14 protein-coding genes are annotated in these 24086 nt (G+C 72.2%); 6 read left to right on the top strand and 8 right to left on the bottom strand.

Going from position 1 to position 24086, the window contains the following annotated elements; translation table 11 throughout:
- Positions 1-3: 3 nt before the first annotated feature.
- From HYQ63_RS40765 to HYQ63_RS40775, 3 genes are all read right to left on the bottom strand, one after another.
- Positions 4-1086, bottom strand: a complete 1083-nt coding sequence (locus HYQ63_RS40765) for an NAD(P)/FAD-dependent oxidoreductase (RefSeq protein ID WP_179939048.1) — start codon at positions 1084-1086, stop codon at positions 4-6.
- A gap of 71 nt (positions 1087-1157) precedes the next feature.
- A complete protein-coding gene (sigJ, locus tag HYQ63_RS40770) occupies positions 1158-2030 on the bottom strand; it encodes an RNA polymerase sigma factor SigJ (RefSeq protein WP_179939050.1) in 873 nt (290 codons plus the stop codon).
- 84 nt (positions 2031-2114) lie between these two features.
- Complete coding sequence (locus HYQ63_RS40775) at positions 2115-3014, bottom strand: LysR family transcriptional regulator (protein ID WP_179939052.1); 900 nt, start codon at positions 3012-3014, stop codon at positions 2115-2117.
- A gap of 224 nt (positions 3015-3238) precedes the next feature.
- On the opposite strand from HYQ63_RS40775, the gene HYQ63_RS40780 reads away from it, so the two are divergent.
- The 4 genes from HYQ63_RS40780 to HYQ63_RS40795 all read left to right on the top strand — a co-directional run bounded on the left by HYQ63_RS40780 (position 3239) and on the right by HYQ63_RS40795 (position 9784).
- The gene (locus HYQ63_RS40780) at positions 3239-4621 is read left to right on the top strand and encodes a M20 family metallopeptidase (RefSeq protein ID WP_179939054.1); all 1383 of its coding nucleotides are present in this window, start codon (positions 3239-3241) and stop codon (positions 4619-4621) included.
- Positions 4622-4717: 96 nt separating this feature from the next.
- The gene (locus tag HYQ63_RS40785) at positions 4718-6034 is read left to right on the top strand and encodes an MFS transporter (protein ID WP_179939056.1); all 1317 of its coding nucleotides are present in this window, start codon (positions 4718-4720) and stop codon (positions 6032-6034) included.
- Positions 6035-6096: 62 nt separating this feature from the next.
- Positions 6097-7215: a PP2C family protein-serine/threonine phosphatase gene (locus tag HYQ63_RS40790; RefSeq protein ID WP_179939058.1), complete on the top strand. Its 1119-nt coding sequence runs from the start codon at positions 6097-6099 to the stop codon at positions 7213-7215.
- Between the two features lie 31 nt (positions 7216-7246).
- The gene (locus HYQ63_RS40795) at positions 7247-9784 is read left to right on the top strand and encodes an ATP-dependent Clp protease ATP-binding subunit (RefSeq protein WP_179939060.1); all 2538 of its coding nucleotides are present in this window, start codon (positions 7247-7249) and stop codon (positions 9782-9784) included.
- Positions 9785-9800: 16 nt separating this feature from the next.
- Here HYQ63_RS40795 and HYQ63_RS40800 read toward each other — a convergent pair whose 3' ends face one another.
- A complete protein-coding gene (locus HYQ63_RS40800; RefSeq protein WP_179939062.1) occupies positions 9801-10973 on the bottom strand; it encodes a CapA family protein in 1173 nt (390 codons plus the stop codon).
- Between the two features lie 234 nt (positions 10974-11207).
- Between HYQ63_RS40800 and HYQ63_RS40805 the strand changes: the two genes are divergently transcribed.
- Positions 11208-12113 carry an SAM-dependent methyltransferase gene (locus tag HYQ63_RS40805; RefSeq protein WP_179939064.1) on the top strand — a complete coding sequence of 302 codons (906 nt, stop codon included), beginning with the start codon at positions 11208-11210 and terminating at the stop codon, positions 12111-12113.
- Here HYQ63_RS40805 and HYQ63_RS40810 read toward each other — a convergent pair.
- The 4 genes from HYQ63_RS40810 to HYQ63_RS40825 all read right to left on the bottom strand — a co-directional run bounded on the left by HYQ63_RS40810 (position 12082) and on the right by HYQ63_RS40825 (position 16560).
- Entirely contained in the window at positions 12082-13965 is a 1884-nt protein-coding gene (locus HYQ63_RS40810; RefSeq protein ID WP_179939066.1) for a Xaa-Pro dipeptidyl-peptidase, read from the bottom strand. The two genes, HYQ63_RS40805 and HYQ63_RS40810, sit on opposite strands and share 32 nt — an antisense overlap.
- Positions 13966-14102: 137 nt before the next feature.
- Positions 14103-14327, bottom strand: coding sequence for a DUF5988 family protein (locus tag HYQ63_RS40815; protein WP_179939068.1), 225 nt, complete (start codon positions 14325-14327; stop codon positions 14103-14105).
- Between the two features lie 12 nt (positions 14328-14339).
- Positions 14340-15110 carry an AfsR/SARP family transcriptional regulator gene (locus HYQ63_RS40820; protein ID WP_009720512.1) on the bottom strand — a complete coding sequence of 257 codons (771 nt, stop codon included), beginning with the start codon at positions 15108-15110 and terminating at the stop codon, positions 14340-14342.
- Positions 15111-15741: 631 nt separating this feature from the next.
- Positions 15742-16560 (bottom strand): cyclopropane-fatty-acyl-phospholipid synthase family protein, encoded by an 819-nt coding sequence (locus HYQ63_RS40825; protein ID WP_179939070.1) that lies wholly within the window; start codon positions 16558-16560, stop codon positions 15742-15744.
- Between the two features lie 243 nt (positions 16561-16803).
- Here HYQ63_RS40825 and HYQ63_RS40830 point away from each other — a divergent pair, with 243 nt between their 5' ends.
- On the top strand, positions 16804-24072 hold the full coding sequence (locus HYQ63_RS40830; RefSeq protein ID WP_179939072.1) for a type I polyketide synthase: 7269 nt from the start codon (positions 16804-16806) through the stop codon (positions 24070-24072).
- The last annotated feature ends 14 nt before the right edge of the window (positions 24073-24086 follow it).

Below are 24086 nucleotides of genomic sequence, written 5' to 3' on the forward strand. Positions count from 1 at the left end.
CCGTCAGCCGAACCCCGGGAGGTGGCCGACGGCGTCCGGACGGCGGGCGGCGAGCCGCAGGACGCGGAGGGTCGAGCGCACCACCTGCTCCTTGACGCGGGCGGCGGTGGCGCCCCGCAGGACCAGATCCCGCGGGGCATCGTCCGCGCGCACGAACTGGACCAGCCCGTCCCGGCGGCCCAGGCTGACGCACTGGAGCAGATAGCGGAAGGCCAGCGGCTTCGGCTGCCGTCCCCGCGCCTCGGCGATGATCGCGGAGGCGGCGTGCGAGGCGGTCGGCAGGGCGGTGGCGCAGGCCATCCGCAGCGGTCCGGCGAGCGGTGAGGTGACCGCGGCGGCGTCCCCGACGGCGTAGATCCCCGGGCGGGACACGGAGCGCAGGTCGGCGTCCACCAGGATGCGCCCGGCGGGGTCGAGGGCGAGCCCCGCCTCCTCGGCGAGCTCGGTGTTCGCCGTCATCGAAGCGGCCCATACGACCGTGTCGGCGTCGATGTCCGCGGGGTCCGCCACCCGGTGGCCCTCCTCGATCCGCACCCCCAGCGCGGCGAGGACCGTACGGACATGGGCGCGGCCCCCGGGGGAGAGTCCGCCGCCGACCTCGCCCGTGGTGAGCAGCCGTACCCGCCAGTCGCGGTGGCTCTCGGCGAGTTCGGCGGCCAGCTCGATACCGGTGAGCCCGCCGCCGACGACGGCGAGCTCGCCGGGCCCGTCCAGCAGCCGCTTGTGCAGCTCAGCCGCCGTTTCCGTGGTGAAGGCGCGTTCGCCGACATCGGCGGTGCGGCTGCCGAGCGCGTACACCAGGCGGTCGTACGGAAGCCGGCGGCCGTCGTCGGTGTCCACCCGGCGGGCATGAGGGTCGATGCGGGTGGCGAGGGCGGCGATGCGGGTGATGCCGGTGCCCCGCAGCAGAGCCGTCAGCGGGTGCGTCACCTCGGGCCGCCCGGCGGCCCGTTCGTGCAGCCGGACCCGCTCGGTGAAGCGGTCGCTCGGGTCGACGAGGGTGACGTGGGCGTACGGGGCGAGGCGCAGGGCGGCCAGCAGCCCGCCGTAGCCCGCGCCCAGCACCAGAACCTGTTGCTTCTCCATGTCGATGGCCTCCTCACGTGGCGTTCACCCAAGAGACGCCACAGCCCGCCGGGGTGTGACGGTGACGCCGGTCACAGGTTCGGGAGGTCGAGGTGGCGGAGCTTGTCGGGGTTGACGACGACGTCGATGGCGGTGATCCGCCCGTGGTGCACGGTGAACGCGAAGACCACGGTCCGTTCGCCCGCCGGGTCCACGAAGACCAGGCCGGGGGCGCCGTTGACGTCCCGCCGCAGGACGGACATCGTCAGCTCGTCGAAGCCGCGGCCGAGGCGCTGGGCGAACCGGGCCACCTGGTCGTTCCCGAGGATCGGCACCCGGGACGCCACGACCTTCCCGCCGCCGTCCGAGCGCCACACCACCTCCGGGTCGAGGACCTCCATCAGCCCGTCCAGATCGCCGCCCATCACCGCGTCCAGGAAGGCGTCCACCGCGCGCCGGTGCTCGCCGCGGTCCACGGAGCGGCGCGGGGCCTCGGCCCGCACCCGCTTGCGGGCGCGCGAGGCCAGCTGGCGCACCGCCTCGGGGGACCGGCCCACGACCTCGGCGATCTCGGGGAACGGCACCGAGAACACATCGTGCAGGATGAACGCGGTGCGCTCTGCCGGGGTGAGCCGCTCCAGCACCGTGAGCAGGGCCAGCCCCACGGACTCGTCCAGCGTCACCCGCTCCTCCGGCCCGTCGCCCGCCACCACCGGCTCCGGCAGCCACGGCCCGATGTACGCCTCGCGGCGGACCCGGGCGGAGCCGAGCAGGTCGTAGCAGATCCGGCTGACCACCGTGGTCAGATACGCGCGCGGGTCGGCCACCTCGTCCCCGGGCAGCGCCTGCCAGCGCAGCCAGGTCTCCTGCACGGCGTCATCGGCGTCGGCGACCGACCCGGTGATGCGATACGCGACGGCCCACAGCCGGTCGCGCTGCTGCTCGAACTCCGCCAGCTCTGCCATGGCCCGATCCTCTCGTGTCCGCTTCCGGACCCCGGGGACAACGGGCCCGCGAGAGGAGACGTCGCGGCGGCCCGGAGTGTGACATCACGCCGTTTCCAGGCGCAGGATCAGATGGTCGAGGAAGGCGGAGACGGCGGCGGGCAGGGTGCGGCGGGCCATGGACTGGATCTGGACGCTGCGCCGTGACAGCTCGGGGTTGACCAGGGGCACCGCGGCCAGTCCGTCGGCGTCCAGTCTGCCCCGGTAGGTCAGATATCCGGCCAGCGTGACACCGCCGCATCTGCGGACGAATCCATCCAGCGCCCCGGAGTAATTGCTGATGAAGGCGGGCTCGAATTCCAGGCCCTCCGCGGCGACGCAGATATCGAAGAGCTGCCGCACCGTCGTGCCCTGTTCCATGAGGGCCAGGGGATAGGGCAGCAGGTCGGCGAGCGAAATCTCGTCCCGCTCCGCCAGCGGGTGACCGACCGGCATCAGGGCGTGGATCGGATGCGTTTGCGCGTATTCCACCCTGATGCCCTCTTCGGGTCCCAGCGAATAGGTGAGGGCGAGATCCGCGGCCCCGTCCCGGACTTCCTGGGTGGCCCCCGACGGGGAGGTGACCCGGAGCCGGAACCGCACACCGGGATGGCTCTCGCGGAACGTGACGACCGCCTCCGGCAGGACGTCCCGGCCGAAGCCCTCCGAACCGGCCAGCCGGATGGTGCTGCGGTACGGGCCGCCGAGACCGCGCAGGTCGGCGACGATCTGCTCGGACTCCAGCCGACTGCGCCGGGCGTACGCGGCGAGCAACTCACCGGCCTCGCTGAGCACCATGCCCCGGGGCTGCCGCTCGAACAGCGGGACCCCGATGTCGTGTTCCAGCCGGGCGATCCGCCGGCTGATGGCGGAGGCCGCCACATGCAGCCGCGCCGACGCCTGGCTGATGGAACCGGTGTGCGCGACCTCCAGGAAGTAGCGCAGCGAGGTCCCGGACAGATGCATGCCGGGTGACCCTACCCGCCGACCCGCGCACCGGCGAGGCCAGGGGCCGCCTTGCCGCGCGGGCAATGCTGCCTTCTCGGACCGGTAATTGTGCGCCCCGAAGGCGCCTCACTAGCCTGTCGACGTCATACCGGTGTTGTACCGGCATTGTCCCGCCGTCATATGCGTGTCCTGCCGGAATTCATTTTCCCGCCAGGTGAACCCCGCCATAAGGAAGGTCCTCGGTGACGCGTTCCGCAGCAATCCAGCACGCCTGCGACTACTTCGACTCAGGCGCGTTTCTCGAGGATGTGTCACGGCGCGTCGCCCTCCCCACCGAGAGCGGCGATCCGGCGTCGCTCCGCCCTTTGCGTACGTATCTCGAAGAGGAAATCGTCCCGGCCGTCGAACGATTGGGCGCCACCGCCCGCATCGTGGACAACCCGGTCCCCGGATACGGCCCCTTCCTGGTGGCCGAACGCCACGAGGGCGAGGGGCTGCCGACCGTCCTCACCTACGGACACGCCGACGTCGTCCCCGCCCAGGAGGACCGGTGGCGCACCGGCCTCCACCCCTGGCGCCTGGTGGTCGAGGACGAGCGCTGGTACGGCCGTGGCTCCGCCGACAACAAGGGACAGCACACCGTCAACCTGGCGGCGCTGGAGCACGTCCTGCGCGCCCGCGGCGGACGGCTGGGCTTCAACCTCAAGGTGCTCATCGAAACCGGCGAGGAGTGCGGCTCCCCGGGACTGCGCGCCCTGTGCGCCGACCTGCGGGACGACCTCGCCGCCGATCTGCTGATCGCCTCCGACGGCCCCCGCGTCCATGCGGAGCGTCCGACCCTGTTCCTCGGCTCACGCGGCGCCGCCCAGCTCACCCTGCGGGTGAACCTGCGCGAGGGCGCCCACCACTCCGGCAACTGGGGCGGGCTGCTGCGCAACCCCGCCACCGTCCTCGCGGGCGCGCTGGTCACCATCGTGGACGGCCGCGGCCGCATCCTGGTCCCCGCGCTGCTGCCGCCCGCCATCCCGGACCCCGTCCGGCGGGCGCTGGCCGACATCCCGGTCGGCGGCGGCGCCGAGGACCCGGCCATCGACGAGGGCTGGGGCGAGCCCGGGCTGACCCCGGCCGAGCGGCTCGTCGGCTGGAACACCTTCGAGGTGCTCGCCCTCGGCGCCGGAAACCCGGACGCCCCCGTGGGCGCCATCCCCGGGACCGCCGTCGCCCACTGCCAGCTGCGGTTCGTGGTCGGCACCGACGTGACGGACCTCGGCAAGGTCCTGCGCGACCACCTCGACCAGCACGGCTACCCCATGGTCGACGTCGAGGTGGGCCGCGCCATGCCCGCCACCCGCACGGACCCCGACCACCCCTGGGTGCGCTGGGCCGCGGGCTCGGTGGAGCGCACCACCGGCGCCCGGCCCGCCATCCTGCCCAACCTCGGCGGCACCATCCCGAACGACGCCTTCGCCGACGAGCTGGGCCTGTGCACCGTATGGGTGCCGCACTCCTACCCCGCCTGCGCCCAGCACGCGCCCGACGAGCATCTGCTCGCGCCGCTCGCCCGCGAGGCGCTCCAGATCATGGCCGGTCTGTTCTGGGACCTCGGGGACACCGCCCGGACCTGACACCCCCGGACCCGATATCGGCCGGGCCCGATCCCCCCGGGCCCGACACCGCCGCCACACCCCTCCCCGGCCCCGCGCACACCCCTGGAGCCCGCCTTGGACGCGACGAACCCCGGCACCACCACAGCCTCCGAGGCGGCCCGCCCCGCCGCTCCCGACACCCCGGTCAAGCCGCATCGCGTCATCATCGCCGCATCGGTCGGCAACGCCCTCGAATGGTTCGACGTCGCGATCTACGGATTCTTCGCCGCCACCATCGCCAAGCTGTTCTTCCCGTCCACGGACGACACCGTCTCGCTGCTGATGGCGTTCGGCACCTTCGGCATCTCGTACCTGGTGCGCCCGCTCGGCGCCGTCGTCCTCGGCCGGTACGCGGACCGGGTCGGCCGCAAGGCCGCCCTGATGCTGTCGATCAAGCTGATGATGCTCGGCACCCTGCTCATCGCGGTCATGCCCACGTACGCCGCCATCGGCCTGACCGCACCGCTCGGCATCCTGCTGGCACGGCTCATCCAGGGCTTCTCGGCGGGCGGCGAATTCGGCAGCGCCACCGCGTTCCTCGTCGAGCACGCGCCCCGGATGCGCGGCTTCATGGCCAGCTGGCAGTTCGCCAGCCAGGGCATCAGCACCCTGCTCGCGGCCTCCTTCGGCACCCTGCTCTCCAGCACGCTCAACCCCGGGCAGCTGGAGTCCTGGGGCTGGCGGGTGCCGTTCTTCTTCGGCCTGCTGATCGGGCCGGTCGGCTACGTCATCCGGCGCTACGTGGACGAGACCCCGGCCTTCGCCCACGACGAGGACACCGCCACCGGGCACGGGCCGGTGGCGGAGGTGCTGCGCCACCACAAGGGGCGTGTCCTGCTCGCCATCGCCGCCCTCGCCGTCTCCACCGCGATCACGTACCTGATCACCTACATGCCGGTCTTCGCCGTCAAGGAACTCGACCTGCCCGCCTCCACCGGATTCGCCGCGACCATGGTCACCGGCGCCGTCCTCACCGTCGTGACACCCCTGGTCGGCCACCTCTCCGACAAGACCGGCCGGATCCGCGTCATGGCCACCTCCGCCGTGCTGATCCTGCTGCTGATCCGCCCCGTGTTCGCCTTCCTGGTGGCACACCCCGGATTCGGGGTGATGCTCACCGTGATGTTCCTGGTCGGCCTGTTGAAGGCCGGCTACTTCGGGGCGCTGCCCGCGCTGCTGTCCGACCTGTTCCCGCGCTCCAGCCGCGCCACCGGGATGTCGATCAGCTACAACCTCGGGGTGATGCTCTTCGGCGGCACCACCCCCGTCGTGATCGTCTGGCTCGTCGACGTCACCGGCGACAAGCTCGCCGTCACCTGGTATTTGACCGCCCTCGCCGCCCTCAGCCTGGCCGCCGTGGCCATCGCGCGCCGCCGGTTCGGCATCCGCTGACCCGGGGTCCTGTGACGAAACGGGGGTGGCGCGGGAGGCCGGGAGAGGCGTAAGTAGTAGATGTGGATATTCGGCAGGGTCCCCCGGAGCTCGGCCGGCCAGGGCAGCAGGGGAGGCGGGCCCTGGTCGCGATCCCCCTGGCACTCATCGTCCTGATCGTGCTCGGCGATGTGTTCGGCCCCGCGAGCGTCCGCCTCAGCCCGCTGCTGATCGCCGCCCCCGCCATGACCGCGTCCTTCGCCGGACCGCTGCTCACCGGCAGTATCGGCCTGGTGGCCGTGGGCGCCCAGATCGGCATCAACGCCGGGCAGGACCGGCTGACCGCGCCCAACCGGATGGCCGAACTCTTCACCCTGATCCTGGTCTCCGCCCTCATCGTGCTGTTCCGCACCGTGCTCGACCGGCACGCCCGCGAGCTGGCCCGGGTCCGGGCGGTGGCCGACGTGGCGCAGAAGGTCCTGCTGCGCCCCCTGCCCGACCGCGTCGGCCCGCTGCGGATCGCCTCCGTCTACCTCGCCGCCGAGCCGGGCGCGGAGATAGGCGGCGACCTGTACGCGGCGGCCCGCACCTCGTACGGCACCCGCCTGATCATCGGCGATGTGCGCGGCAGCGGCCTCACCGCCGTCGCGGACGCCTCACTGGTGCTCGGCGCCTTCCGCGCCATCGCCCACTGGCCCGTACCGCTGCCCGAACTCGTGGCGCACCTGGACGCCGCCCTGTCCGCGGAGCGCACCGAACCCGCCGACCGGGCGCCCGGGGCGGGGGAGTCGTTCGTCACGGCCGCGGTGCTGGAGATCCCCGACGACCAGCCGGTGGTACGGATGGTCAACTGCGGACACCCGCCGCCCTTCCTGCTGCGCGACGCCACCATCAAGGCCCTCGAAGGGCGCGCCCCCGCACTCCCGCTGGGCCTCGGCCACCTGGCGGCCGGGCGCTACCGGGTCGAGGACTACCCGTTCGAACCGGGCGATCTGCTGCTCCTGTACACCGACGGTGTGATCGAGGCGCGCGACGCCGACGGCACGTTCTACCCGCTCACCGAGCGGCTCCACACCTGGGACGGCGAGGGCCCCCGGGGGTTCGTCGACCACCTGCGCCGCGACCTGCTCGCCCACATCGGCGGCCACCAGGGCGACGACGCCGCCCTGGTCGTCCTCGAACGCCGTCACCCGGAAAGCTGACCGCTGCGCGAACCACCGCTAAAGTGGTGATATGGGCAGCGGGAACGACGGCCCTGACGACTTCGGGCCAGACCCACTCGGCGATTTCCTCGCGCGCTTCCTCGGAACCGGGCCCGGCGGGCAGCGGTCCGACCGCCATGTCGACTTCGGCCGGCTCATGAGCGAGACCGCACGCAACCTCGTCTCCTCCGCCGCGTCGTACGCGGCCGAACACGGCAGCACCGACCTCGACACCGAACACCTGCTGCGGGCGGCGCTCACCGCCGAACCCACCCGCACCATGGTCTCCCGCGCCGGGGCCGACCCCGACCGGCTCGCCGCCGAAATCGACCAGCAGGCGGGAGACGGCCCGCCGCGCGGCTCGGTCGCCGTCACGCCCGCCGTCAAGCGGGCGCTGCTCGACGCCCACGAGATCGCCCGGGCCCGCGGCTCCTCGTACATCGGCCCCGAACACGTACTGATCGCCCTCGCCGCCAACCGGGACTCCACCGCCGGGCAGATCCTCCACGCCGCACACTTCGAACCCCGCAGCGCGCCCCCGGCCGGCCGTGCGGCCCCGGTCCCCGGCGCCGACCAGCGGCCCGTGGCGGACCGCCGCGGCACCCCGACCCTGGACCGGTACGGCCGCGATCTGACCGACCTGGCCCGGGAGGGCCGCGTCGACCCGGTGATCGGCCGCGACGAGGAGATCGAGCAGAGCATCGAGGTGCTGGCCCGGCGCGGCAAGAACAACCCCGTCCTGATCGGCGAGGCGGGCGTCGGCAAGACCGCCGTCGTCGAGGGGCTGGCGCAGCGCATCGCCGACGCCGACGTGCCGGACATCCTGCTCGGCCGCCGCGTCATCCAGCTCGACTTCGCGGGCGTCGTGGCCGGGACCCGCTACCGCGGCGACTTCGAACAGCGCCTCACCGCCATCATCGACGAGATCCGCGCCCACTCCGACGAACTCATCGTCTTCATCGACGAACTGCACACCGTCGTCGGCGCGGGCGGCGGCTCCGAGGGCGGCACGATGGACGCCAGCAACCTGCTCAAGCCCGCCCTCGCCCGCGGTGAGCTGCACGTCATGGGCGCCAGCACGCTCCAGGAGTACCGCCAGTACATCGAGAAGGACGCGGCGCTCGCCCGCCGCTTCCAGCCCATCATGGTCCCCGAACCCACCCCCTCGGCCGCCGTCTCCATCCTGCACGGGCTCCGCGACCGCCACGAGGCACACCACCAGGTCCGCTACACCGACGAGGCGCTGTTCGCGGCCGTTGAACTCGCCGACCGCTACCTCGCCGACCGCTTCCTCCCGGACAAGGCCATCGACCTGATGGACCAGGCAGGCGCCCGGGTACGGCTGCGCTCCAGCGCCCGCGGCACCGACCTGCGCGCCCTGGAGCGCGAGGTCGAACAGCTGACCCGCGACAAGGACCAGGCCGTCGCCTCCGAGCAGTACGAGCGCGCCACCGCCCTGCGCGACCGCATCGCCGAACTCGGCGCCCGTATCACCGAGGGATCCGGCACCCAGTTCCACGGCTCCCGGGTCTCCGAGGTCACCGTCGAGGACATCGCCGACATCGTCTCCCGGCAGACCGGCATCCCCGTCAGCAGCCTCACCCAGGAGGAGCGCGAACGGCTGCTCGGCCTGGAAGAACACCTCCACAAGCGGGTCATCGGCCAGGAGGAGGCCGTCGCCGCCGTCTCCGACGCCGTGCTGCGCTCCCGGGCCGGACTCGCCGACCCCCACCGCCCCAGCGGCAGTTTCCTCTTCCTCGGCCCCACCGGCGTCGGCAAGACCGAACTCGCCCGCGCCCTGGCCGAGGCGCTCTTCGGCAGCGAGGACCGGATGATCCGGCTCGACATGAGCGAATACCAGGAGAAGCACACCGTCAGCCGCCTTGTCGGCGCGCCACCCGGATACGTCGGCCACGAGGAGGCCGGACAGCTGACCGAGGCGGTGCGCAGGCAGCCGTACGCGCTGCTGCTCATGGACGAGGTGGAAAAGGGCCACGCGGACGTGTTCAACATCCTGCTCCAGGTGCTCGACGACGGCAGACTGACCGACGCCCAGGGCCGCACCGTCGACTTCAAGAACACCGTCATCGTCATGACCAGCAACCTCGGCTCCGAGGCCATCACCGGGCGCGGCGCCGTCCTCGGCTTCGGCGGCGGCGACGCCGAGGCCGACGAGGCGTCCCGCCGCGAGCGGGTGCTGCGTCCGCTGCGCGAACACTTCCGGCCCGAGTTCCTCAACCGCATCGACGAGATCGTGATCTTCCGTCGGCTCGCCGACGAACAGCTGCGCCAGATCACCGATGTGCTGCTGGAGGAGACCCGCCGCCGGATGCGCGCCCAGGACATCCCCGTCGACTTCACCCCCGCCGCCGTCGACTGGCTGGCCCGCCACGGCCACCAGCCGGAGTACGGCGCCCGCCCGCTGCGCCGTACGATCCAGCGTGAGGTCGACAACCCGCTCTCCCGGATGCTGCTCGGCGGTGAGCTGCGGCCGCACAGCCCGGTCGAAGTCGACGTGGAGGACGACACGTTGGCGTTCCACATCGAGCAGGAGCCCGCGGCCACCTGACCCGGCGGCCGGACCGTCAGCGCCCCATGGTCAGGCCGTCCTTCTGCGCGCCCCGGCTGAGGACCGCTTCCCGGATGGTGGACAGGGCGTGGGTGTAGTGGCTGTTGCCGGGGCTCTTCTCCAGCGCCCGGGGGAGGTTGACCACGCTGATCGGGTCGTTGTCCACGGCGTGCGGGATGAACTCCGCCTTCGCCACCTGCCACGGCCTGCCCTGCGCGGCGGGCGGTGTGAACGTGAAGCGGGCCGCCGAGCCCATCTGCCCGCGCTCGTCCGGCATCACGCCCGCGACCTGGTCACCCATGCCGTAGACCACCCAGGTGCCGTTGACCTTCTCGTACGCCTGGGGGACATGGGCGTGGGTGCCGATGATGAGGTCGATGTCGCGGCGTCCGTGGCTCCGGGACGCGGTGAGCTTCTTGGCGAGGGACAGCTGGAGCTTGTCCGGCGCCTCCTGCCATTCGGTGCCCCAGTGCGTGGACACCACGACCACATCGGCTCCGGCACGGCGGGCGGCCCGGGCGTCCTCGATGATGCGCTCGGCGTCGATGAGGTTGACGATCCAGGGCTTCCCCTCGGGCACCGGGATGCCGTTGGTGCCGTACGCGTAGGCGAGCTGGGCCACCTTCGCGCCGCCGGCCTCCATGATGGCCGGGGTGGTGCTCTCGCGGGCGGACCGGGCCGATCCGGCGTGCCGGACACCGGCCTTGTCCAGGGCGTCGAGGGTGCGGGTCACGCCCTCCGTCCCGGCGTCCAGCGTGTGATTGGAGGCCGTGGAGCAGGAGTCGTAGCCGAGTCTTTTGATCGCGCCGGCGATCTGCGGCGGGGTCTTGAACGTGGGGTATCCGGTGAAGGGCCCGCCGTTCGCGCCGTACACCGTCTCCATGTGGCAGATCGCCAGATCGGCCTGGGCGACCACGGGCGCGGCACCGATCAGCATGCGGTGGAAGTCGTATCCCTCACCGCCCGAGTCGGCGCGCGCCTGGCGGATGACGGAGGCATGGGCGAGGAGGTCGCCGGTGGCCACCAGCGTGAACTTCTTCTGGGGCTCGGCGCGTGCCACGCGCGCCGTCTCGGAGGGCTTCTGCTCGGCGTGGCCGGTGGCGGGGTCGCCGCCACTGCCGCACGCCGTGGCGGTGGCGAGCAGGGCGGCCGCGAATATCGCCGTTCGGTGGCGTCGGTGAGGGAACACGATTCACTCCGCACTCATGAGGGGCAAATGGGTGGTTTGTCGTATTTATGTGCACGACAGAAGATCACCCAGCGGAGTGGTGCCGAGCTTCACCGGAACGGCAGACCGGAAGCACCCGATGGGCCCTCTCGTTCCGGAGGTGTCCGCGGTGGTGTCCGTGGTGGCACGATGGGGCCACGCACAGCGGCGCGCCGTCCCGTGCGCCCGCGGCGGAACCCTGGGGAGGGACGCTCCATGCAGGCCGGCGAACCCAGCATCACCGCCCGCGCCGCAGCCGCCTTCCGCGCGGCACACCAGCGGCTGGAGGGCGGCAGAGTGTTCAGCGATCCGCTGGCCCTGCGCATCCTCGGCCCGGACGCCGACAATCCGGTCCTCGCGGCGGCGTTCGCCCCCGAGCGGGAGGCCGTCCGGCTGGGCGTGGCCGCCCGCGCCCGCTTCGCCGAGGACGCGGTGGCGGCCGCGGTCGGACGTGGCGTACGGCAGGTGGTGATGCTGGGAGCCGGGCTGGACACCTACGGGTGCCGCGCTCCCCAACGGGCCGCCGGATTACGGGTGTTCGAGGTGGACCACCCCGCCACCCAGGAATGGAAGCGCGACCGGCTGGCCGCCGCCGGGATCGCCATACCGCCCTCGCTGACCTTCGCCCCGGTCGATTTCGAGCGCCAGGGGCTCGCCGATGGCCTGGCGGCGGCGGGCTTCGACCCGGGCCGCCCGGCGTTCTTCGGATGGCTCGGCGTCGTCCCGTATCTGACCCGGGCGGCGGTGCTGGACACCCTCGGCTTCATCGCGGCCCTGCCCGGCGGCTCCGGCGTGGTGTTCGACTACGGAGAGCCGCCCGGCGCGCTGCCACCGGAGCAGCGCGCCGTCCACGAGGCCCGCGCCGCCTGGGCCGCCCAGGCGGGCGAGCCCTTCCTCAGCCACTTCACGCCCGAGGAGATCGCCTCACTGGCGGGCGACCTGGGGCTGACCGTCGCCGAGGACATCCGCTACGGCGAGCTGGCCGCCCGGTACGGACGCGGCGCGGCGGATCCGTCAGCGGAGGCCGGCGCCACGGGGGACGCGGGTGCCAACGGGGACACCGGCGCCACGGGCGACGCGGGCGCTCATCTCATCCACGCCGTGCGGCCACCGGCACGGTGACCCGGCTGGCAGCCAGATCGACGGTCACCTTCGCCCCGGTGGGGTCCTCGAAGTAGAGGAAGTCGGCGTCCGTGCCCGCGAGGACGAGGCCGATCCGGTGGCCGGGCTTGACCTCGTAGTCGTTCGGCAGTGTCTTCCAGGCGATGCGGTAGGACGTGCCCGGGTTCAGCGGTTCGGGAGTGGTCAGCGAGTGCCGGTTCTGCGCGTCCATCCAGCCCCGGGCGATCACCTCGGAGGGGCCGCGCACCGTCACATTGGCCGTCTTCCGGTAGCACGCGTCGTCCGCGGCGGTGCCCTCACCGTGGCAGGACTCCTCGGCGAGCCCGCGCAGCCCGTCATGGATGCCGTTCAGCGGATCGTTGCGCGACCAGTCGATCCGTTCGTCCTCGCCGTAGTCGACCAGCAGCGCGGTGAGGTTCGACGTCGGCTTGTCGAGGCTGACCCTGAGGTCCACGGTGGGGGTGCCCGAGATCCGCGCGCCGGTGCGCAGCGGCGGGGTGAGATACGCCAGCCGCCCGGGCCGGGCGGTGGCGGGGTCGGCGGTGAGGTCCGCCTCGCTCAGCTTGAGATCGGTGAAGGACCCGGTGTCGGTGCCGGTGGCGGGACGGAGCGCCAGCGAGCCGTCGGACTTCGGGTGCAGGGGCGACGGGCTGGTGCGGGCGGGCCAGTCGGCCTGGGTGGTCCAGGTGGTGGGACCGGACTGTAGGTCGACCCGGGGCTCGTCCATGATGCCGTTCCGGATGCCGTACAGCCAGTGGTCGAACCACCGGTGCACGGTGTCGACCCAGAGCGCGCGCCGCCCGGGCCAGTCGAACGGGTCGGTGTGGCCGTAGCGCCCGAGCCACAGCTTGCGCGGTACGCCGCGCTCGGCCAGCGGCTCCCACCAGTCGGCGAACTGGTCGATCCGCACGTTGTAGTCGCTGAGGTCGTGGACGGCGAAGACGCTCGCCCGCACCTTGCTCACCTGGGGAGCCGGGGGTGCGAGGTAGTCGCGCTCCTTCCAGTGGGCGTTGTAGTTGCCGGTGGCGTCGTCCTCGCCCGCTGCCAGCCGGTCGCGCACCGCCTGGCACTTCTCGGGCGGGTCGGAGTCCAGCGAACCGGCCAGCCAGGGGCCGAACCCGTTCCAGTGCTTGGCGCCGTTCGTCCGGGCGAACTCGTACCAGGAGCTGATCCCGGAGATCGGGACGATCGTCTCCAGCCCCTCCACCCCGGTGCCCGCCACGGCGTTCGCCAGCGTCCCCTCGTAGGAGTGCCCGATCATTCCGGTCTTGCCGCTGGACCAGGTGGCCTTCACCTCGCTGCCGTCGGTCCGGTAGGCGGTGGCCCGGCCGTTCAGCCAGTCGATCGCCGAGGTGGCGGCGGCGACATCGGCCTTGCCACCGATGGTCGGACAGCCGTCGGATCTACCGGTGCCGGTCATGTCGACGTCGACGACGGCGTAGCCGCGGGGAACGAAGTAATTGTCGTAGAACAGGGGGAACTTGGCGGGAGAACCATCGGCGGCGTAGGTCTTCTTCTCCGCCTCGAAGCCCCGGCCGACCGTGTCGTTGTACGGGCTGGCCAGCATGATGACCGGGACCTTGAGGCCCCGTTCGGTCTCCCGGGGCCGGATGATGTCCACGGCCACGCGGTCCTCGGCACCGTCACCGTCGCTGTCGGCGCGGGTCTGGACCATGAGGTGTTCCCGTACGGCGTCCCGGTAGGAGAACACCGGCTGGGTACGGCCATGGGTCACCGTGATCGAGGGCCCGGCGGAGGGGCGGGCCGCGGCGGGCCCGGTGGCGATGGCGGCGAGGGACATGGATATCGCGACCGCGACGACCGCGGCACCTCGCCATCGTGAAGTGAGCACACGGTCCTCCTGATCGCATGAGTCCTGCTGAGCGCATGAGGTGCGCTGATCGCAGGGGGCCTGTCCCGCCGAGGGGCGCCGGACCGATGGACAAGCGGTCCGGCGCCCCTCGGCGGAGGTTTTCCGAGCTCCGGCGGCTACTCGGCGATTTTGGTGCGCATGATCCAGCGAAAGACCGCCGGGACGAGATCGCCGTCAACGAGCTCGAAATGCTCGTATCCGTTGCGGTGCTGGATTTTGAGCTTCCGGGTGGCGAGGGACGACCGACCGGTCCGATGCGCCCGGGGGAGATCGTCCGGTCCCCCCTCGAGGATGACCTCGATCGGGGTGCCGTCGGGAAGATACGTGCTCTGTTCCGTCACCTGTTCACCTCTTTACGCGGGAACGTGGAGTTCGAGCCGGTCATCCGAGGTGAGGATGGCCCGCTGCATGTCCTGAAGGGCCCGGCACGGTTCGAGTCCGAGTTCCTCGTTGAGCGTCTTCCGCGCCGCCTGATACACATGCAGGGCATCCGCCCGGCGGCCGCAGCGGTAGAGCGCCAGCATCAGCTGGCGGTGCAGCGCCTCCCGCAGCGGATGCTCGGTGGTCAGCTGGTACAGATCACTTACCAGCTCGCGATGACGACCGAGCATGAGACGCGAATCCGTGAGCATCTCGACACATTCCAGGCGGGCTTCCTTCAGCCAGGTCTGAAAACCCTCGAGAATCGGCCCGTGGCACACATCGTCCAGCAGCGGGTCGCGCCAGAGGTCCAGCGCGCTCTCGAAGCTGGCCGTGGCCTGCTTGTAGCGCCGCTCCCTGAGATGATCGCGCCCCTCGCCCACCAGTCGTTCGAAACAGTGGAAGTCGAGATCATCCGATCCCAGGCGCAGCACGTATCCCGGGGGACGGGTGAGGACCGGGCTTTCGTTCTGGTGGGGCCGGCGCAGGAACTTGCGAATCTGGGACACATACACATGAAGACCCGCGATCGCCCGGCGCGGCGGGCCCTCCCCCCAGATCTCCGTGATGAGTTGGTCGATCGGGACCACCTGATCCGCGCGGACCAGGAGGACGGTCAACAGGACTTCGATCTTCCGCGCCCTGATGGATAATTTGCGCCCTTCCTCGACTACGCGGAGGGGCCCCATGATCTCATATCGCACTGCTTGCCCCGTCCGAGTCGCCGATGCGTGCGGTCATGGGACAGTCGGCGCCGTTGCCGGAAATCCCCGCGAGATTCTTGGTGTTTTCGTGTCCGCCCGGGGGTGGTGCCTGTCTACTGGAGGCGAACGAATGTGCGGGCCTGCGTCGCGTACGTACCGCCGAGCCGCCCGCCTGTGGGAAGTGGACCGGCTGTTTATCGCCGCACGGGGACGGACAGTGCTGCCGGTTCCGCTTACTCACGTCGTTCGCGACTGCCATTACTCACCCCTCTTTATCACGGACCTGCCGGTGATTCAGAAACCGCGAATCCGCAGTTCACTACCCCTGGCAGGTGCCCTTCGTCCTAAGCGAGTCCTATGACTACCCGCCTCACCTAGAGTCCGGATACATGCGCCCTTGAGGCGCCCCCTCGCGGAATGGCGCGCATTTCGATACCGTGTGGAAGATCAGGGTCCGGATATCGTCGGCCTCGAGTAGCGCGGTCAGCGAATGAGAATACGCTGATCGAGTCGGCGGGTTCAAGCACGACATGCCGAAACCCGCTTCCTCTCGGGCCCGTTGATGAGAAGTGGGTAATTGCAGGACTTATGGGGCCGGTCGCCCCGTGGAAACCGGCCCCGAAATCCTTGGTCAAAGCTTGTGGGCCACCACGATGGCGCAACCGGCACTGGGTACCGTGGGCAGCGCCGACTTGGCGGCGTCGAGCACCTCCTGCACGCTGACCCCGTGCCGCTCCTCGAACTCGCGGCGGCACTTCAGAATGCCGTCGATCATTCGGTTGGCGGTGTCCTTGGTGTGCTCGGTGACGTCCGTCAGCTCGTCCAGCAGCAGCCCGGCGTCGCTGATCAGGCCGGGCCAGTCCTGGAGCCGGGTCAGCGAGGTGACCACGTCGGGATCGTTCTCCGGCTGATAGCCGCCCTCGCTCTCGCTCGGCGCGGTCACGTCCGTCAGTACCAGCCGGCCGCCGGGCGCCAGCACCCGCGCCATCTCGCGCAGCGCCGTGGGCCGGTGCATGTGGTTGATGGATTCGAATGCGAGTACGGCGTCGAACGACGCTTCCCCGAAAGGCATGGCCATGGCATCGGCGTATTGGAACGACACCTGGCCGGACATCTGCTCGGCGAGCGCCGCTTCCGTCGCCTGCTTGACCTGGAGCTCGCTGATGGTGATCCCCAGAACACCGGCCCCGGTCGTCGACGCCACCCGCAGCGCGGGCTTGCCGATGCCGCAGCCCACGTCGAGGACCCGGTCTCCCGGCCCCACCCGCAGCCGTTCGATGAGCAGATCGGTGAAGCGGTCCGTCGCCTCCCGCACCGAGCTGGTGTCGGAGGGGCCGTCCCAGTAGCCGAAGTGGAAGTTGTCGTCCCACGCCATCTGTAGCAGCGGTCCGAGCGAACTGTAGTAGTCCGACACCTGGCCGCCTGGCGGCGCGGGTGATGGGGATGTCATGGCACTCCTCCTGTGTGCTCGGCGCTCCGATCGGCCGTCAAGTGGCCACATGGTCCACCTGTTCAGCGATGGTCCGGGGTTCCGGTAACGCGTCTCTAAAGTCACCGGCCGCGGGCTTTTGGTCTGCCTTTAGAACCGCGCCCCACGATGGGCCACGTGCTCGCACCGATCATCAATCCGGAGCGGGAGTGCCTCCCATGACCAACGACATCCCTGCCTACTTCGAGCGCCGTACGTGGTGTGATGGCTAGCGCCCCGCCCACCCGGCCACCTCAGCCCGCGGAGCCCATCGCCGTCGTGGGAATGGCCTGCCGACTGCCCCACGCACCCAGCCCGGCTGCCTTCTGGCAGTTGCTGCGGCAGGGCCGCCACGCCATCACCGCGATGCCTGCCGACCGCTGTCACCCCGGCTCCCCGGCCGAGCCGCTAGAGCCGGAAACTCCGGCTCGTTCGGTCGATTCGGCCACCGGCTGGTCCGGTGGATTCCTGGACCGGGTCGACACGTTCGACGCCGCGTTCTTCGGCATCCCGCCGCGCGAGGCGGTGGCCATGGACCCCCAGCAGCGGCTGATGCTCGAACTCAGCTGGGAGGCGTTCGAGGACGCCGGAATCCGCCCCGAGACGCTGAAGGACACCGCCACCGGTGTGTTCGTCGGCGCGATCTGGGACGAGTACGCGGTCGTGCTGCGCCGCCAGCGGCCCCTGGCGAGCACCCGGCACGCCATGACCGGTGTGCACCGCAGCATCATCGCCAACCGGATCTCCCACGGCTACGGGCTGCGCGGCCCGAGCCTCACCGTCGACACCGCGCAGTCCTCGTCGCTGGTGGCCGTCCACACCGCCTGCGAGAGCCTGCGCCGCCACGAGTGCACCCTGGCCCTGGCCGGTGGGGTCAATCTCATCCTCACCGAGGAGAGCATGGAGGCCGCCGCGGCCCAGTTCGGCGGACTCTCCCCGGACGGCCGCTGCCACACCTTCGACGCCCGCGCCAACGGCTTCGTACGCGGCGAGGGCGGCGGCGCCGTCCTGCTCAAGCCCCTTGCCGCGGCGGTGCGCGACGGCGACCCGGTGTACTGCGTGATCCGCGGCAGCGCCCTCAACAACGACGGCGCCACCGACGGCCTGACGACCCCCGACCCGGCGGCGCAGGAAGCCGTGGTGCGCCTCGCCCACCAGCGCGCCGGAACCTCACCCGGCGACGTCCAATACGTCGAACTGCACGGCACCGGTACGCCCGTCGGCGACCCCGTCGAGGCCACGGCGCTCGGCGGCGCCCTCGGCAGCGCCCGTACGGAGGACAACCCCCTGCCGGTCGGCTCCGCCAAGACCAACGTCGGCCACCTGGAGGGTGCCGCCGGCATCGTCGGACTGCTGAAATGCGTCCTCAGCATCACCCACCGGCAACTCCCGCCCAGCCTCCACTACACGACCCCGAACCCGCGCATTCCGCTGGCCGGTCTCGGCCTGCGCGTCCAGGACGAACTCACCGCGTGGCCACGCCCGGACCGTCCGCTGCTCGCCGGAGTCAGCTCCTTCGGCATGGGCGGCACCAACTGCCATCTGGTGCTCGCCGAGCCACCCGCCCCCGCGGCGGCCACCCCACTCCCGGCGCCTCCCGTCGTCCTGTGGCCGCTCTCCGCCCGGACCCCCGCCGCGCTGCGCGCCCAGGCCGCGCGGCTGCGCGACCACCTCGCCGCCCACCCCGGCGCCGACCCCGCGGACATCGGCCACGCGCTGGCCACCACCCGGACTGCCTTCCCCCACCGCGCCGTACTCCTCGGCGACGGCCACCACCCCGATGAGCTGCCGCGCGGACTCGACGCGCTCGCGCAGGGCACCCAGACTGCCGGACTCGTGCGGGGCCGGGCGGCCGGAGGCGGGCTTGCGCTGCTCTTCAGCGGCCAGGGCAGCCAGCGCCCCGGCATGGGCCGCGAACTGTACGCCGCGCACCCCGTCTTCGCCGACGCCCTGGACGAGGTCTGCGACACCCTGGTCCCGCACCTCGAACTGCCCCTGCGCGACGTCATGTTCGCCGAGCCCGGCACGCCGCAGGCGGCGCCGCTGGACCGGACGTCGTACACCCAGCCCGCGCTGTTCGCCATCGAAGTCGCCCTCCATCGGCTGGTGGCCTCCTGGGGGGTGAAGCCCGACTACGTGACGGGGCACTCGGTCGGCGAGATCGCCGCGGCACACGTGGCCGGAGCGCTCTCCCTCCCCGGCGCCTGCGCCCTGGTGGCCGCCCGCGGCCGGCTCATGCAGGCGGTCGCGGCGGACGGAGCCATGGCCGCGTGGCAGGCCACCGTGGACGAGGCCACCGAACTGCTGGCCGGGCGGGAGGACCGGATCGGCATCGCCGCCGTCAACGGACCCTCGTCCGTCGTGGTCTCCGGGGACCGGGACACCGTCCACGACATCACCGCCGTCTGGCGGGAGCGCGGCCGCAAGGCGCGTCTGCTGAAGGTCAGCCACGCCTTCCACTCCCCGCACATGGACGGGATGCTCGACGAACTGCGCGCGGTGGCAGGCGACGTGGACGTCGCCGTACCGGCCGTTCCCGTCGTCTCCAATGTGACCGGCCGCGTCGCCACCGCCGAACAGCTCGCCTCCCCGGACCACTGGGCCCGCCACGCCCGCGACGCGGTGCGCTTCGCCTCCGGCATGCACACCCTCCGCGCGGCGGGCGTCACCACGTTCCTCGAACTCGGCCCGGACGCCCAGCTGACCGCCATGGCCCGCGAATGCCTCGCTGAGCGCCCGGGACCCGGAGACGGCCCCGAGGACGGTCCCGAGGGCGGCCACGACCAGCCGCGCCCCCTCGCCGTGGCCGCTCTGCGGCGCGACCGGCCGGAGGTACGCACCTTCGCCACCGCCATGGCCGAGGCACACGTACGCGGCACCCCCCTCGACTGGGAGCAGGTCTTCGGCGGACACCGCTCCCGGACGGTCAGCCTGCCGACGTACGCCTTCCAGCGGGAGCGCTACTGGCCCGGGGCACAGCCCACGCCCCCGGCCACGGACAGCGCGGCCGCCGAGTCGCCGCCGACCGGGTGGCTGGCGGAGCTGACGGGCGCGGAGCGCGACCGTGCCCTGCTGGAGACGGTGCGCGACGCCGCGGCCGTCGTCCTCGGACACCCCGGCCCGGACGCCATCGACCCGGCCCTCAGCTTCAAGGACCTGGGCTTCGACTCCCTCGCGGCCACCGAGCTGAGCGACCGGCTGAGCGAGGCCACCGGCCTGCCTCTGCTCGCCACGCTCACCTTCGACCACCCCACGCCGCTGGCCGTCGTCGCCCATCTGCGCACCCGCCTCGGCCGAACCCCGAACGCGCCGACCCCTCTGACCCCGCCACCGGCCACCACACCCCGCACCGACGACGATCCCATCGCGGTGGTGGCCATGAGCTGCCGCTACCCCGGTGGTGCCGACACACCGGAAGCACTGTGGCGGCTGCTGGCCGAGGGCGTGGATGCGATCGGCGCGTTCCCGGGGGACCGTGGCTGGGACCTGGCGGGGCTCTTCGACCCGGACCCGGACCGCCCCGGGACCAGCTATGCCCGCGAAGGCGGATTCCTGTACGACGCGGCGCGCTTCGATGCCTCGTTCTTCGGCATCAGCCCGCGCGAGGCGCTGGCCACGGATCCGCAGCAGCGGCTGCTGCTGGAGACCGCGTGGGAGGCGTTCGAGCGCGCGGGCATCCGCCCCTCCGCGCTCCAGGGCAGCTCGACCGGTGTGTTCGTCGGGGTGACGCCCCAGGAGTACGGTCCACGGCTGCACGAGGCCCCGAAGGGGCTCGACGGCCATGTGCTGACCGGCAGCACGCCCAGCGTGGTGTCCGGACGGATCGCCTTCACCTTCGGCCTGGAGGGGCCCGCGGTGACGGTGGACACCGCGTGCTCGTCGTCGCTGGTCGCCCTGCATCTGGCCGCCCAGGCGCTACGGCAGGGGGAGTGCCGGATGGCCTTGGCGGGCGGAGTGGCCGTGATGGCCGCCCCGGGCATGTTCACCGGCTTCTCCCGTCAGCGCGGCCTGGCCCCCGACGGCCGCTGCAAGCCGTTCGCGGCGGCAGCCGACGGCACCGGCTGGGGCGAGGGCGCCGGACTGGTGCTGCTGGAGCGGCTGTCGGACGCGCGGCGCGACGGCCACCCGGTGCTGGCACTGATCCGCGGCTCCGCGGTGAACCAGGACGGTGCGTCCAACGGGCTGACGGCGCCCAACGGGCCGTCGCAGCAGCGGGTGATCCGCCAGGCCCTGGCCGCCGCCCGGCTGACCCCGTCCGAGGTGGACGCGGTGGAAGCACACGGTACGGGCACCACGCTGGGCGATCCGATCGAAGCGCAGGCCCTGCTCGCCACGTACGGACAGCAGCGGCCCACGAACCGGCCCCTGTGGCTGGGATCCATGAAGTCGAACATCGGCCACACCCAGGCGGCCGCCGGGGTGGCGGGCGTCATCAAGATGGTGATGGCGATGCGGCACGGCCAGCTGCCCGCCACCCTGCACATCGACGAGCCCAGTCCGCACGTCGACTGGAACAGCGGCAACGTGCGCCTGCTCACCGAACCGGTCGCATGGCCGAACGGCGAACATCCCCGACGCGCGGGCGTCTCCTCCTTCGGCATCAGCGGAACCAACGCCCATCTGATCCTGGAGCAGCCCCCCGCCCCGGACACCGTGACCGGCGCCCCGCCCGGGGACGGGCCCACGCCCTGGGTGCTGTCGGCACGTAGCGCGGAGGCCCTGCGCGGACAGGCCCGTGCGCTGACCGCCGCACTGGACACCGATCCCGACACGTCCGACGCGTCCGCCGCGGAGGTGGGCTGGTCGCTGGTCACCACGCGGTCGGTGTTCGCCCACCGGGCGGTGCTGGTCGGCGAGGACCGCGACACACTGACGGCGGCGGCCCGGGCGCTGGCCGCCGGTGACGGCCACCCGGGGCTCGTGGGCCCCGGGGCGGCGCCTCCCGGAGCCGCGGCGGCGGGCGGCCCGGGGCCGGTGCTGGTGTTCCCGGGGCAGGGATCGCAGTGGCACGGCATGGGCGCCGAACTCCTCGATACGTCCCCCGCGTTCGCGGCACGGGTGGCCGCATGCGAACGGGCACTGGCCCCGTACGTGGACTGGTCGCTGACGGATGTGCTGCGCGGCACCGAGGATGCGGCCGATCTGCGCCGGGTCGATGTGGTGCAGCCCGTGCTGTGGGCCGTGATGGTCTCGCTGGCCGAGGTGTGGGCGCGGTACGGAGTGCGCCCGGCCGCCGTCGTGGGCCACAGCCAGGGCGAGATCGCGGCGGCGGTGGTGGCGGGGGCGCTGTCGTTGGAGGACGGTGCGAAGGTGGTGGCCCTGCGCAGCCGGGCGCTGTGCCGACTGGCCGGCGGCGGCGCCATGGCCTCGCTGGGACTGGGCCGGGAGGCGGCGGCGGGCCTGCTGACCGAGCTGGGCGACCGGGCGTCCGCGGTCGTGGTGGCGGTGGTCAACGGGCCCGGATCCACGGTGGTGTCCGGACCGCCCGGGCAGGTGGCCGCCGTGGTGGCGGCATGCCAGGAGAGGGAGGAGCGCGCCCGGTTGATCGAGGTGGACTACGCCTCCCACAGCCCCCAGGTCGACGAGATCACGCAGGAGCTGACCCACCTGCTGGACGGCATCCGTCCGGCCACCTCCGCCGACACCGGTGTGGCGTTCTACTCGACGGTGACCGGCGGCCGTGCCCAGCCATCCGACCTCGACACCGGCTACTGGGTGCGCAACCTGCGGGAGCAGGTGCGGTTCGCCGACGCGGTCGACGCGCTCCTGGCCGATGGCCACCGCGTGTTCATCGAGGCCAGCACCCATCCGGTGCTGACCATGGGGATGCGGGAGTGTTTCGAGGAGGCGGATGCGGATGCCGTCGCCGTACCGACACTGCGGCGTGACCACGGGGGCCGGGCGCAGCTCATGCGCTCGCTGGGGCAGGCGTTCACCGCCGGGGTCGACGTCGACTGGGCCGCCCTGTTCCCGGCCGACCCGTCGCCCCGCACCGTCGACCTGCCCACCTACGCGTTCCAGCGCGAACGGTACTGGCTGGACACCACCACCTCGCGCGGCGGCGATCCCGCCGACCTCGGCCTCACCTCCGCCGACCACCCCCAGCTGGGCGCCGCCGTGGAACTCGCCGACGGCAGCGGCCTGATGCTGACCGGGCGCATCTCCCCGCAGGCACACCCCTGGCTGACCGAGCACGTGGTGGGCGGCGCGGCGCTGGTGCCGGGCGCCGCACTGGTGGAATGGGTGCTGCGGGCGGGCGACGAAGCCGGTTGCGGTGAGGTCGAAGAGCTGGCGTTCCGGGCGCCTTTGGCGCTGCCCGCCACGGGTGGCCTGTGCGTACAGGTGGCGGTGGGCGCCCCCGCCGACGACGGACGGCGCGACGTACGCGTGTACGCCCGCCCGGACGGCGGCGGCACACCCGCTGCGTGGACGTGCCACGCCACGGGCTTCCTGCGCCCGTCCGCACCGGACGAGCAGACGGCCGAGCCCGGGGCATGGCCACCCGCCGGGGCACGACCGGTGGCGACGGACGGGCTGTACGAACGGATCGCCGCCTCCGGCTACGCGTACGGCCCGGCCTTCCAGGGCGTGCGCGCGATGTGGCGTGACGGCGCCGACGTACTGGCCGAGGTGGAGCTGCCGGAGCCGGCCGGAGAACCGTGCGGATACGGCATCCACCCGGCCCTGCTGGACGCGGCCCTGCAACCGGCTCTGGTGACCGACCAGGCACCGGCCGACGAGCGGCTGTGGTTGCCGTTCACCATGAGCGGTGTGGCGCTCTGGGCGGCGGATGCGGCCACCGTACGCGTCCGGCTGTCCCCGCACCGGCAGGGCGCGGACGGCGAGCGCGCGATGCGGGTGGCCGTGTCCGATGCCGCGGGCGCACCGGTGCTCACCATCGACGCGCTCGTGATGCGCCCGGCCGCCCCCGAGCAGCTGCGGCCCTCGGACAGCGATGGCGCGGCCGAACGCACCGCGCCGGTGTCCGGCAACGGCGTACGGGACAACGGCGCACGTGGCAACGGCGTACGTGGTAACGGGGCACGTGCCAACGGGCGGCGGCGCTCCGCGGCCGCCACGGCCGGTGCGCGCTCGGCGGACTGGACCGCACGGCTGAGGGGACTGTCGGCGGCCGAACGGCAACGGGCGGTGCTCCACCTGGTCCGCCAGCACGCCGCCACCGTGCTGGGACACACCGACCCCGACGCGGTGCAGGCCGAGGCCAGCTTCAAGGAGCTGGGCTTCGAGTCCCTGACCGCCGTCGAACTGCGCGACCGCCTCGCGGCGGCCACGGGGTTGCGTCTGCCCGCGGCCCTCATCTTCAGATATCCGACCCCGGAGGGCATCGCACGCCACTTGGTGCAGCGGCTTTCCCCCGAAGGCAAGGTCCCGACGCAGAAGTCGACGGATGCGATGAATATCGCGGAAAGGCTGGAGTCCGCGTCCGCGGATCAGGTTCTTGACTTTATTGACAACGAGCTTGGTGTGTCCTGAATGTACCGGGCGCG

It is taken from the genome of Streptomyces sp. Rer75, from assembly GCF_013414305.1.
Taxonomy (GTDB): domain Bacteria; phylum Actinomycetota; class Actinomycetes; order Streptomycetales; family Streptomycetaceae; genus Streptomyces; species Streptomyces himastatinicus.

What these genes read in the sequence shown, in the direction of transcription:
- HYQ63_RS40765 (WP_179939048.1), bottom strand. Translation starts at nt 1,086, where the DNA reads ATGGAGAAGCAACAGGTTCTGGTGCTGGGCGCGGGCTACGGCGGGCTG.
- sigJ (WP_179939050.1), bottom strand. Translation starts at nt 2,030, where the DNA reads ATGGCAGAGCTGGCGGAGTTCGAGCAGCAGCGCGACCGGCTGTGGGCC.
- HYQ63_RS40775 (WP_179939052.1), bottom strand. Translation starts at nt 3,014, where the DNA reads ATGCATCTGTCCGGGACCTCGCTGCGCTACTTCCTGGAGGTCGCGCAC.
- HYQ63_RS40795 (WP_179939060.1), top strand. Translation starts at nt 7,247, where the DNA reads ATGGGCAGCGGGAACGACGGCCCTGACGACTTCGGGCCAGACCCACTC.
- HYQ63_RS40805 (WP_179939064.1), top strand. Translation starts at nt 11,208, where the DNA reads ATGCAGGCCGGCGAACCCAGCATCACCGCCCGCGCCGCAGCCGCCTTC.
- HYQ63_RS40825 (WP_179939070.1), bottom strand. Translation starts at nt 16,560, where the DNA reads ATGACATCCCCATCACCCGCGCCGCCAGGCGGCCAGGTGTCGGACTAC.
- HYQ63_RS40830 (WP_179939072.1), top strand. Translation starts at nt 16,804, where the DNA reads ATGGCTAGCGCCCCGCCCACCCGGCCACCTCAGCCCGCGGAGCCCATC.